12 protein-coding genes are annotated in these 11,416 nt (G+C 73.4%); 6 read left to right on the top strand and 6 right to left on the bottom strand.

Translation table 11 applies throughout. The features are described 5' to 3' along the window. Nucleotides 1-61: 61 nt before the first annotated feature. Nucleotides 62-340: a hypothetical protein gene (locus tag H4696_RS12490; RefSeq protein ID WP_086859361.1), complete on the bottom strand. Its 279-nt coding sequence runs from the start codon at nucleotides 338-340 to the stop codon at nucleotides 62-64. Between the two features lie 138 nt (nucleotides 341-478). On the opposite strand from H4696_RS12490, the gene H4696_RS12485 reads away from it, so the two are divergent. Both H4696_RS12485 and H4696_RS12480 read left to right on the top strand, forming a co-directional pair. After that, nucleotides 479-856, top strand: coding sequence for a hypothetical protein (locus H4696_RS12485; RefSeq protein WP_086859363.1), 378 nt, complete (start codon nucleotides 479-481; stop codon nucleotides 854-856). A 94-nt stretch (nucleotides 857-950) separates the two neighbouring features. Next, entirely contained in the window at nucleotides 951-2,396 is a 1,446-nt protein-coding gene (locus H4696_RS12480; RefSeq protein WP_086859364.1) for an aldehyde dehydrogenase, read from the top strand. Nucleotides 2,397-2,408: 12 nt separating this feature from the next. On the opposite strand, the gene H4696_RS12475 is transcribed toward H4696_RS12480, so the two are convergent. From H4696_RS12475 to H4696_RS12460, 4 genes are read right to left on the bottom strand one after another with little or no spacing between them, the layout of a single operon-like run. Beyond that, nucleotides 2,409-3,329 carry a VOC family protein gene (locus H4696_RS12475; RefSeq protein ID WP_086859366.1) on the bottom strand — a complete coding sequence of 307 codons (921 nt, stop codon included), beginning with the start codon at nucleotides 3,327-3,329 and terminating at the stop codon, nucleotides 2,409-2,411. Nucleotides 3,330-3,345: 16 nt separating this feature from the next. Continuing rightward, on the bottom strand, nucleotides 3,346-4,542 hold the full coding sequence (locus tag H4696_RS12470) for an acyl-CoA dehydrogenase family protein (RefSeq protein WP_086859368.1): 1,197 nt from the start codon (nucleotides 4,540-4,542) through the stop codon (nucleotides 3,346-3,348). A 25-nt stretch (nucleotides 4,543-4,567) separates the two neighbouring features. Beyond that, nucleotides 4,568-5,098, bottom strand: coding sequence for a flavin reductase family protein (locus H4696_RS12465; RefSeq protein WP_086859370.1), 531 nt, complete (start codon nucleotides 5,096-5,098; stop codon nucleotides 4,568-4,570). Beyond that, complete coding sequence (locus tag H4696_RS12460) at nucleotides 5,095-5,937, bottom strand: fumarylacetoacetate hydrolase family protein (RefSeq protein ID WP_086859371.1); 843 nt, start codon at nucleotides 5,935-5,937, stop codon at nucleotides 5,095-5,097. Before H4696_RS12460 ends, H4696_RS12465 begins: the two co-directional genes overlap by 4 nt. A 101-nt stretch (nucleotides 5,938-6,038) precedes the next feature. On the opposite strand from H4696_RS12460, the gene H4696_RS12455 reads away from it, so the two are divergent. From H4696_RS12455 to H4696_RS12445, 3 genes are all read left to right on the top strand, one after another. Continuing rightward, nucleotides 6,039-6,731: a GntR family transcriptional regulator gene (locus tag H4696_RS12455; protein ID WP_158104298.1), complete on the top strand. Its 693-nt coding sequence runs from the start codon at nucleotides 6,039-6,041 to the stop codon at nucleotides 6,729-6,731. After that, a complete protein-coding gene (locus H4696_RS12450; protein ID WP_086859376.1) occupies nucleotides 6,728-7,771 on the top strand; it encodes an amidohydrolase family protein in 1,044 nt (347 codons plus the stop codon). The genes H4696_RS12455 and H4696_RS12450 overlap by 4 nt, the downstream gene beginning before the upstream one ends. Before the next feature lie 73 nt (nucleotides 7,772-7,844). Continuing rightward, nucleotides 7,845-8,786, top strand: a complete 942-nt coding sequence (locus H4696_RS12445) for an amidohydrolase family protein (protein ID WP_086859378.1) — start codon at nucleotides 7,845-7,847, stop codon at nucleotides 8,784-8,786. 3 nt (nucleotides 8,787-8,789) lie between these two features. Here H4696_RS12445 and H4696_RS12440 read toward each other — a convergent pair whose 3' ends face one another. Then, the gene (locus H4696_RS12440) at nucleotides 8,790-9,578 is read right to left on the bottom strand and encodes a LuxR C-terminal-related transcriptional regulator (RefSeq protein ID WP_249026977.1); all 789 of its coding nucleotides are present in this window, start codon (nucleotides 9,576-9,578) and stop codon (nucleotides 8,790-8,792) included. A gap of 90 nt (nucleotides 9,579-9,668) precedes the next feature. Here H4696_RS12440 and H4696_RS12435 point away from each other — a divergent pair, with 90 nt between their 5' ends. Continuing rightward, nucleotides 9,669-11,354: an AMP-binding protein gene (locus tag H4696_RS12435; RefSeq protein WP_086859380.1), complete on the top strand. Its 1,686-nt coding sequence runs from the start codon at nucleotides 9,669-9,671 to the stop codon at nucleotides 11,352-11,354. Nucleotides 11,355-11,416 lie beyond the last annotated feature (62 nt).

Here is an 11,416-nt window from a genome sequence, read left to right as displayed (position 1 = left end):
TACCGGGCGCAGTTGGCTTCTTCCCGGGTTCCGGCCGAATTCCCGGTGTACGCCGGGTTCGCTACCGTTCGCCGGCCAGGAACTCGGCCGCCCAGCGCTGCGCGGTCGCGCAGGCCTCGGCCTCGCTGCCGCGGAAGTGTTCGATGACGTCGCCGCCGGACCACAGCATGAGCGCGACCGTGCCGGGCCGGATGGGCGTGAGACCGACGAGCCGCCGGTGGCCGTTCCGCTCGAGGGCGCGTTCGGCGGTGAGCCACTGCCCGGTCGTGCCGGTGCGGGTGACCTCCCACTCCGGGTCCGCGGCCAGTTCGGCCACGGATCGCGGGGCTTCGTCGTTCATGGGTACCAGCCTGACACAAACCGGGCCGCGAGGTGATCATCCGGTGAACGGCAGTTGAACGTGCCGCGTCATTCCGCCGTCCGCGCGGGGTTTCGCATACGGTGTGCCGACCTGGGGCCGCTACCGCAGGGAGCCGTGATGCCGACCCGCACCACCGTGGCCGACTGGACGATCACCGCGTCCGGCGACACCGCGACGTTCACCCACGCCTCGGCGGCCCCGCGCGTGTGGCACGGCCGCGGGCTCGCGATCGCCGAGGCCGACCTCCCCGCCTTGGACAAGGTACTGGGTGAAGTGATGAAGCTCCCGGTCTACTGGCTGGCCCGCGCCCGCCGCGACGCCGGAACGGGCGACGCGGCGGTGTGGTCGGAGCCGCGCTACGACCCGGCGGACGAGTCCGTCCACCTGGCGGGTCCGTGCCGGGCCGACGAGGCGGGGTTCGCCGTCGACCTGGTCCACCTGCGGGGGCTGCGCATCAGGATCGCGTCGTTCCGGGCCGCGGGGGCGCACCGCTGAGGCGGGGCCCCAAGCACCGCACGAACGGATAATCCCCGGCGGCCGGGCGCTGCTTTACTGGCGGCACTGCCCGGTCGAAGGACGGAGTCGGACCGTGGACCTGGTCTACGAATCCCTGTACATCGGTGGCAAGTGGGTCGCGCCGGCTTCGGCCCGGACCATCGAGGTCGTCTCGGCCAGCACGGAAGAGGTCATCGGTCGGGTGCCGGAGGCGGCCGAGGCCGACATCGACGCGGCGGTGGCGGCGGCGCGGGCCGCGTTCGACGACCCCGTCGGCTGGAGCTCGTGGGAGCCGGCCGAGCGCGCGGCCGTGATGGAGCGGCTGGCGGTCGCGCTCGACGCGCGCGCCGGTGAGACCGCGCGCCGGGTCAGCAGCCAGAACGGGCTGCCGATCTCGATCGCCAACGCCGTCGAGGGCGGGTTCCCGCAGCTGATCCTGCGCTACTACGCGGGCCTGATCCGGACCGCCGTGCTCGACGAGGCGCGGGACGGGCTGCTCGGCGGCAAGGTCCGCGTGCGGCGGACGCCGGTCGGCGTGGTCGGCGCGATCGTGCCGTGGAACCTGCCGATGACGCTGGCCGCGTTCAAGCTCGGCCCGGCGTTGGCGGCGGGGTGCACGCTGGTCCTCAAGCCGAGCCCGGGCACGGTGCTCGACGCGCAGCTGTTCGCCGAGGCGGTCGACGAGGCCGGCTTCCCGCCGGGCGTGGTCAACGTCGTGCAGAGCGGCCGCGAAGGCGGCGCCCACCTGGTGTCCCACCCGGGCGTGGACAAGGTCGCGTTCACCGGCTCGACGGCGGCCGGACGGCAGATCGCCGAGACGTGCGGCCGGCTGCTGCGCCCGGTCACGCTCGAGCTGGGCGGCAAGTCCGCGGCGATCGTGCTGGACGACGCCGACCTGATGGCGAACCCGCAGGACCTGTTCCTGTCGACGATGGTCAACAACGGGCAGACCTGCCACCTCACCACGCGCATCCTCGCCCCGGCGAGCCGCTACGACGAGATCGTCGAGACGTTCACCGGCTTCGCGGCGAGCCTCGCGGTGGGCGACGCCCTCGACCCGGCGACCCAGATCGGCCCGCTGGCCTCGGCGGCCCAGCGCGAGCGCGTCGAGGGCTACATCGCGAAGGGCCTGGCGGAGGGCGCCCGCCTGACCACCGGCGGCGGCCGCCCGGCCGGGCAGTCCCGTGGCTGGTTCGTCGAGCCGACGGTGTTCGCCGACGTCGACAACCACTCGACGATCGCCCGCGAGGAGATCTTCGGCCCGGTCCTGTCGATCATCAAGTACGAGACCGACGAGGAGGCGATCGCCATCGCGAACGACTCCCCGTACGGCCTCGGCGGCACGGTCTGGACCACCGACCCGGCCCGCGGCCAGGCGGTCGCGAGCCGGATCCGCACGGGAACGATCGGCATCAACACGTACACGGTCGACCCGGCGGCGCCCTTCGGTGGGGTGAAGGACTCGGGGCTGGGCCGGGAGCTGGGCCCGGAGGGACTGACGGCGTACCAGGCACTGCAGTCGATGCACCTGCCCGGCTGACGTGCGGTTCGCTCAGGCGCCGTCGTGGGCGTCGGTCATCAGCTCCGCCAGGTCCTCCGGGGCGAGGAACGACGGCGGTGGCGGTGGGCCCCACGCGTACAGGCTCTTCTCCCCGGCGACGACGCGCGGCTCCCACAGCTGGTCCTCGAGGATGCAGTCGATGTCGGAGTAGTACTCGGAGAAGTTCCCGGCCGGGTCGCGCAGGTACCAGAAGAAGTTCGAGCCGATGTAGTGGCGGCCCAGGCCCCACGTGTGGCGCTCGGGGTGGCCCTGCAGCATCGTCGTGGCGCCGCGGCCGACCTCGTCGACGTCGTCGACCTCCCAGGACGTGTGGTGCAGGAAGCTCACCGGCGCCTGCTGGACCAGGACGTTGTGGTGGTCGGTCGAGCAGCGCATGAACGCGGCGAAGCCCGGCGCCTCGTCGCTGACCCGGAACCCGAGGCCCTCGGTGAAGAACCGCTGGGTGGCGGCCTGGTCGGGCGAGCCGAACACGACGTGGCCGAGCTTGCGCGGCCGCACCGGGGTCTCGCGGTCGATGCCGGGTGCGCGCGTGTTCGGCCGCCGGATCGCGCCGGGTCCGTTGTAGGCCACCAGTTCTGGCGGTTCCTGCCGAAGCCGCGGTGCGACCGACACGACGACGTCGAGGCCGGTGACCGGGTCCTTTGTGTACAGGGCGTCGCCCTCGATGCGGCTCTCGACGTCGAGGCGGGCCAGTGACGCGGTGATGCGGCCGAGGTCGTCCGGGTCGTCGGCGCCGATGCCTAGGCTGAGCAGCCGGCGCTGCGGGGTGCGGCGCAGCTCGAGCTGCTCGCCGCCGTCGGTGGTGGCGAAGCCCGTGGCGGTCGGCGTCAGGCCGAACTCGGTGTAGTACTTGGCCGTTTCGTCGACGTCCGGGACGCCGATGGCGATCTTGGTCAGGCGGTGCAGGCTCATGACGAGTCCCTCCGGGTCAGACGAGCGGGGTGATCTGGTCGTCGCGGCCGAGCAGCGCCTTGCCGTAGATCTCGTAGTTGACCGCGGGCAGCACGATCGCGTGCCGCGCGGCCACGGCGGAGTCACGCCAGATCCGCTGCAGCGGGTTGACCTCGGCGAAGCTGCCGGCGCCGTGCGCGGAAAGCAGGACGTCGATCGCGCGCGTGATGTTCTCGACGGCCCAGCCGGTGTCGGCGCGGGTCCGGGCCCGCGTTTCGACGTCGGGGTAGCCGCCCGCCGCCGACGCCGAATCGATGTCGTCGGCCGCGCGGTGGGCGTGCAGGTGGGCGGTGTCGATCCGCATCGCCGCTTCGGCGAGCTGGAGCTGGAAGGCGACGGAGTCGGCCTGCGTGGCGTAGGTCGTGTAGGAAACCGGTTTGCGGACCGCCTTTTCGCGCACCAGCCGCAGCGCCTTGCGGCCCAGGCCCAGCTGCGGCCCGGCGAGCACGAGCGTCAGCACGGGGACGAGCGCGGCCCGGAACACGTCCTCCTCGGGTTCGCCGTTCGCGTACCGCCCGCCGATCGCCGGCGGCACCGACATCACCCGGTGCTCGGGCACGAAGACGTCGTCGGCGATCAGGCAGTTGGACCCCGACGAGCGCATCCCGGCGACGAACCAGGTGTCCTCGAAGCCGAGGTCGGTGCGGGGGAGCAGGGCCATGCCCTGGTCGACGACCTCGCCGCGCTCGTCGGTCAGCGGGATGCCGAGGGCGGCCCAGTCGGCGTGCCAGGAGCCCGAGTTGTAGTACCAGCGGCCGGTGACGCGCCAGCCACCGTCCACTTTGGTCGTCTCGGCGGTCGGCGCGAGCACACCGGACACCTTCGCGTCCGGGTTCGCGCCCCAGACGTCGTCCTGCGCCTGCGGACTGAACAGGCCGGCGAGCCAGGCGCAGACGTTGCTCAGCGCCACCACCCACGCGGTGCCGCCGTCGGCTTCGGCGACCGCGGCGGAGACGTCGAGCATCGCGCGGACCGGGAGCCCGTACCCGCCGTAGCGGCGGGGCTGGGCGATCTTGAACACTCCGGCGTCGGTCAGCGCGGCGATGCTCTCCTCGACGACGCGGCGGTCTGCCTCGCCCTGGGCGGCGTTCTTCTCCAGCAGTGGCTGGAGGTCGGCGATGCGGGCGAGGAGCCGGTCGAGGGCGGGCGCGGGCTGTTCGGTCGCGAGGGTCATGACGGCGTTGTCCTTCCGGTGCGGGTCAGCGGGCGCAGGCGGCGATCTGGTCGGTGATGCGCGGGCGGGGCCGCTCGGCGTAGCGCGAGTGGGTGCCGAACGTGCGGTGGGCGTACACGAGCGGCGGCAGCTCGGCCCGGCCGAGCGCGGTGACCAGGCCGAACAGCAGGAGGTGGTCGCCGGCTTCGACGACCCGGTCCAGGTCGCAGGCCACCCAGCCGGCGGCGTCGCGCAGCCGCGGCAGGCCGTCGTCGGTGAACCACGCCGTGTCGCCGCCGAACCGGTCGGCGCCGCGGGTGGCGAACCGGACGGCGAGGTCGTCCTGGCCCTGGCCGAGCAGGTTCACGCCGAACCGGCCCGCGCCCAGGATCTCGGCCAGCAGCGCCGAGCGCCGGTCGAACGCGACGCTCACCAGCGGCGGATCGAGGGAGAGTGAGGTGAACGAGCTGACGGTGGCGCCGCGCGGGCCGTCGGCGGCGGTCGTGGTGACGATCGTGACCGGCGCGCAGACGGCGGCCATCACCGCGCGGAACCGGTGGGCGTCCACTGTGGTCATGCCGGCCCCGTGAACCGGTGGCGCATCGAGCCGATGCCTTCGACCGTCGTGACCAGCTCGTCCCCGGCGGCCAGGAACCGCTGCGGGCTGCGGGCCATGCCGACGCCGGACGGCGTGCCGGTGAAGATCAGGTCGCCGGGGCGCAGCGGCAGGATCGCCGACAGCCGCGCGACCAGTTCGGGTACCGAAAAGATGAGGTCGCTGGTGCGGCCCTTCTGCACGGACTCGCCGTTGACCGCGGAGCTCAGCTCCAGGTTGTCGCGGTCGGCGAACTCGTCCGGCGTGACCAGCCACGGCCCGGTCGGCCCGAAGCCGGGCGCGGACTTGCCGAGGCTGAACTGCGGGGCCGGGCCGGCCAGCTGCACGGTCCGGTCGGAGAGGTCCTGTCCCGCGGTCAGCCCGGCGACGTGGTCCCAGCCGCGCTCAGCGGGCACGTTCCGCGCCTCGCGGCCGATCACGACGACGAGCTCGACCTCCCAGTCCACAGTGGACCCGGTGAGCGCGATCGCGCCGTACGGGCCGGTCAGGCAGCTGGGGAACTTCGTGAACACGGCGGGGGAATCCGGCAGGCCGAGGCCGGATTCGGCGGCGTGGTCGCGGTAGTTCAAGCCGACGCCGAAGACCTGCGACGGTGTCGGCGAAGGCGCCCGCAGGCGGGCCTCGTCGAAGGCTTCCGCTTCGGTGGCCTCGAAATCGGCCGCCCAGGCGGTGAACTCGTCCCAGCGGGCGTAGCCGGCGTGGGGGTCGGCGGCGAAGCGCCGCGCGCTGGCGTGTTCGACGTCGACGGCGCCGCCGGCGGTGAGGAGGACGAGCCGGCCGTCGAGATTGGCGATCCGCATGAGGGGTGCCTTTCGGTGGAGGAATCTCATACTCTGCCCGTCATATGCGACTGTCAAGACAAGAATCGATTCTTGCGCGAAGAGTGTGTTACCGTCTCGGCATGGCGAAGAGAGCGGGCGGCGAGAGCCTGGCCGTGTCGGTGTACACCCGGCTGCGGTCGGCGATCCTCAACGGCGAGCTGGCGCCGGGGGAGCGGCTGAAGGCCGCCGACCTGAGCGCCGGGCACGGGGTCAGCTTGAGCGTCGTGCGCGAGGCGCTGGGCCTGCTCGCGGCCAAGGACCTCGTGCAGGTCGACCGCAACCGCGGGTTCCGGGTGACGCCGCTGTCGATGCGGGCGCTCGCCGACCTGACCGAGGCGAGGGCGATCAACGAAGGCTCGGCGCTGCGGCTGTCCGTGCAGCGCGGCGACGTCACCTGGGAGTCCGAGGTGCTGGCCGCACACCACCGGCTCGCCGGGCAGCCGATGCTCTTGCCGGGGCCGCCGGTGCGGCGCAACGAAGAATGGGCCCGCGCGCACCTGGAGTTCCACCACACGCTGATCAAGGCGTGCGGCAACGCGGTGCTGCTCGACGTCTGCACCCGGCTGTCCGACGCGGCGGAGCTCTACCGCGCCTGGTCCGGCCCCGGCGGCGAGGAGCGGCACCGCGACGTCGCCGGCGAGCACCAGGGCCTGGTGGACGCGGCCTTGGCACACGACGCCGAGCTGGCGGTCGCCCGGTTCGAGGCGCACATCAACCGCACGAGGGAGATCCTGATGGAGTCGAGCCTCAGCCTGCCCGGGACGGACTCATGACCAAGACCGCGTTGACCGGCGTGCGCGTCTTCGACGGCGCCGGCCTGACCGAGCCCACGACCGTCGTGCTCGACGGCGCGGTGCTCGGCACCGACCCGGCCGGCGCCGAGGTCGTCGACTGCGCCGGCGCCACGCTCCTGCCCGGGCTCATCGACGCCCACGTGCACCTGCGCACCCCGGACGACCTGGCCGCGCTCGCCGCGCACGGGATCACGACGGCGCTCGACATGGCGTGCTGGCCCCGCGAGCAGGTCGACTCCTTCCGCGGCCGGGTCCCCGACATCCGCAGCGCGGGCCTGCCCGCGATCGGCCCGGGCGGCAACCACGCGAAGCTGCCCGGCATGCCCGCCGAGGCGATCCTCACCGCGCCCGGGCAGGCCGCGGAGTTCGTCGCCCGCCGCGTCGCCGAAGGGTCCGACTACCTCAAGGTCGTCATCGAGGGCGACCTGCTCGGCCAAGCGACCATCGACGCCGTGGTCGCCGAAGCCAAGGCGCACGGCAAGCGCACCGTCGCCCACGCGTCGTCAGTCGACGCCTACCACCGCGCCGTCCAGGCCGGGGCGGACGTCGTCACCCACGTGCCGCGCGACGGCGTCCTCGACACGGAGACCGCCGCCCGGATGGCCGAGCGGGGCCAGGTCGCCGTGCCCACGCTGACGATGATGGCGGCGCTCACGACCAAGCTCGGCGCCGAGGGCTACGAGTTCAGCCGTGAGTCGGTCGCCGTGCTGCACGCGGCCGGCGTGCCGATCCTGGCCGGCACGGACGCGTTTTCCGCGCCGATGCTGCCGTTCCCGGTCGTCCCGGGTTCAAGCCTGCACGAGGAACTCGGGCTGCTGGCCGGCGCCGGACTGTCCGAAGTGGACGTCCTGCGCGCGGCGACCGAGCTGCCCGCCCGCCACTTCGGGCTGCCGGATCGCGGGGCCGTACGCGAGGGCCTGCGGGCGGACCTGGTGCTCGTCGACGGCGACCCGACCCGGGACAGCACGGCGACGGCGAAGGTCCGCCGCGTCTGGGCGGCCGGCGAGGTGGTCGCATGAGCGAGTCTGCGAGCGAATCATCAGACACTGCGCGTGCCGCTCAGGCCGGGCCGAGCGTCAGCGAGGGCCGCGCATGAGCGGACTGGTCGACGTCCACGCGCACTTCCTCACCCCGGAGTACGTCGAAGCCGCGATCGCGGCCGGGCACGCCCGGCCGGACGGCATGCCCGGCTGGCCGAACTGGGACGCCTCGACGCACCTCGAACTGATGGACCGCTGGGGCGTCGCGGTTTCCCTGCTGTCGATTTCGTCGCCGGGCGTCCACTTCGGCGACGACGCCGCGGCGCGGAAACTCGCGCGGCACGTCAACGACACCGGCGCGGCGGTCCGCCGCGCGCACCCGGACCGGTTCGGGCACTTCGCATCGCTGCCACTGCCCGATGTGGACGGTGCGCTGGCCGAACTCGCCTACGCCGTGGACGAACTGGGCAGCGACGGCGTCACGATCGAGACCAACGCGGCCGGCCGCTACCTCGGCGACCCGGCGTTCGGTCCGTTGTGGACGGAGCTGGAACGCCGCCGGACGCCGGTGTTCGTGCACCCGACGTCACCTCCACACGCCGAGGGGATTTCGCTCGGCAGGCCGCGGCCGATGCTGGAGTTCCTCTACGACACCGGCCGCGCGGTCAGCGACCTCGTCTTCGCGGGCGTTCCGGCGCGGCACCCGGGCATCCCGTGGATCTTCACCCACGGCGGCGGTGTGCTGCCGCTGCTGGCCGAGCGCCTCGAGCTGTTCCGCACGGCGTTCGCCGGGGAGTCCGGCGGCCCGACGGTGCCCGGGCAGATCGGCGAGCTGTGGTTCGACATCGCGGGCACGCCGTTCCCGCACCAGGTCCCGGCGTTCGAGCGCGCGTTCGGCACCGAGCGCCTGCTGTACGGCAGCGACTTCTGCTGGACCCCGCCGGCGGCGGTGGCCGCCCAGCTGGCGAGCATCGACGCGGCACCGCAGCCGGCGGGCACGACCTGGCGCGAGCTGACGACGCGCAACTGCTCGCGGCTGTTCCCGCGGCTCTGACGGTCAGGGGAGGACGCCGAGCCGGCGCGCGGCGAGCACCGCCTGCTGGCGGCGGTGCACGCCGAGCTTCGCCATCGCGCTGCGCAAGTACGCCTTGACGGTCTCGGGCTTCAGCGCGAGCCGCGCGGCGGCCTCCGCGTTCGTGCAGCCCAGGGCCACTTCGCCGAGGACGTCGAGTTCGCGGGCGGACAACGACGTCTCGGCGGGGGCGGGGCCCTCGAAGCGTTCGCACAGGCGCCGCAGGCGGTCCCGCAGCGGGCCCGGGGGCGCGTCGGCCGCGATGGCGGCCAGCTCGGCGCGCAGTCCGTCGGGTGCGGCGGCGCCGAGCAGCTCCAGGCGGTGGTCGACCTCGTCGCGGATGGCCAGCTCGCGCGCCACGCCGTCGGCGACGGCGAGCAGGGCGGCGGTCGCGCGGTCGCCCAGCGGGAGGTCGTCGCGGACCGCCGCGTACAGCACGCCGTCGACGCGGCCGCGGGTGGCGACCGGGACGGCGATCGTCGCGTGGATGCCCTCGCCGAGCACCGGGTCGTCGTAGTCGTGGGTGATCGACCGCGCGGCCCGGTAGTCGGACACCCCGTGCGGGCGGAGCCGGGCGAGCACCGTGCCGCCGACGCCCTTGCCCGGTTCGACCCGCAGGTCGTGCAGCCCGTCCGTCCGCGCGCCGAGGAAGTGGGACAGCACCAGGCGGCGCTCGCGCAACCGGCCGGCGAAGGCCAGCGGCACCCCCGTGCGCTGCCGGATGCCCCGCAGGGCACGCCGGTAGAGGTCGTCGTCGGCGGGCCGCAGCACCACGGTGGACCTCCTTCGGTACCCCCGCCCGGGGGTAGCCGGCCCGGTCGGGTGCTCCGGATGATACGTCCCCGCACTCGACGAGGAGAGCCCATGACTGACGAGCCGTTCCGGTCCGCCCGCCGGTTCCTGCTTGACCACCGCGAAGACCACGACGCGGCCGTCGCCGGCTTCCGGTGGCCCGAGCTGACCGAGTTCAACTGGGCGCTCGACTGGTTCGACGCGCTGGCCGCCGACCCGGAGTCCGCCACGCGGCCCGCCCTCTGGCTGGTCGAGGAGGACGGCAGCGAAGCGAAGTACACGTTCGCCGAGCTCGCCGAACGCTCGAACCGGGTCGCGAACTGGCTGCGCGCGCAGGGCGTCCGCCGGGGCGAGCGGCTGCTGCTCATGCTCGGCAACCAGGTCGAGCTGTGGGAGGTGCTGCTCGCGGCGATGAAGCTCGGCGCCGTCGTGATCCCCGCGTCCACCCTGCTCGGCCCGGCCGACCTGCCCGACCGCGTCACCCGCGGCCGCGTCCGGCACGTCGTGGCCCGTGACCGCGACACCGCCAAGTTCCCCGACGGCGGCTACACCCGGATCGCCGTCGGCGAGCCCGCCGAGGGCTGGCTGGACTTCGCCGGGGCCTACGCGAGCGAGCCCGCCTTCACCCCGGACGGCCCGACCCGGGCGTCGGACACCCTGCTGCTGTACTTCACCTCCGGCACGACGGCGCTGCCGAAGCTGGTCGAGCACACGCACGCCAGCTACCCGGTCGGCCACCTGTCCACGATGTACTGGATCGGGCTCGAACCCGGCGACGTCCACCTCAACATCTCCTCGCCGGGCTGGGCGAAACACGCGTGGAGCAACGTCTTCGCGCCGTGGAACGCGGGCGCGACGGTGTTCATCCACAACTACGACCGGTTCGACGCGAAGGCGCTGCTGGCCCAGATGGACCGGTGCGGCGTGACGAGCTTCTGCGCGCCGCCGACGGTGTGGCGGATGCTCATCCAGGCCGACCTGACGGCGCTGAAGACCCCGCCGAAGAAGGTCGTCGGGGCCGGTGAGCCGCTCAACCCCGAGGTCATCGAGCAGGTCGAGCGGGCCTGGGGCGTCACCATCCGGGACGGCTTCGGCCAGACGGAAACCACCGTCCAGATCGCCAACGCGCCCGGCCAGCGCGTCAAGCCCGGGTCGATGGGCCGCCCGATGCCCGGGTACCCGGTCGTGCTCGTCGACCCGGCGACCGGCGAGCCCGGCGACGAGGGCGAAATCTGCCTCGACCTGCGTGACCGCCCGCTCGGCCTGATGGCGGGCTACCGCGACGACCCCGAGCGCACCGCCGAGGTCATGCGCGGCGGTTTCTACCACACCGGCGACGTCGGCAGCCGCGACGAAGACGGCTACCTCACCTACGTCGGCCGGGCCGACGACGTGTTCAAGGCGTCGGACTACCGGATCTCGCCGTTCGAGCTGGAAAGCGTGCTGCTGGAACACGAAGCCGTGGCCGAAGCGGCCGTCGTCCCGTCCCCCGACCCGGTCCGGCTGGCGGTGCCGAAGGCGTACGTCGTCCTCGCGGCCGGGCACGAGCCGGACGCCGGCACCGCGGCCGCGATCCTGCGGTACGCGCGGGAGAACCTGGCCCCCTACAAGCGGATCCGGCGGCTCGAGTTCGCCGAACTGCCGAAGACCATTTCGGGCAAGATCCGCCGCGTCGAGCTGCGGGAACGCGAGGAGAAGCTGCACGCGGGGGAGGGGCCGGTCCCGGGCGAGTTCGCCGAGCGCGACCTCATCGGCTGACGTCGAGGCAGGGTACGCACGGCGGCCCGCGCCGGGTGTCCAGAAGTTGAACACCCGGCGCG

The organism is Amycolatopsis lexingtonensis (assembly GCF_014873755.1).
Lineage (GTDB): Bacteria > Actinomycetota > Actinomycetes > Mycobacteriales > Pseudonocardiaceae > Amycolatopsis > Amycolatopsis lexingtonensis.
This window is presented reverse-complemented; position numbering and strand designations above follow the sequence as displayed.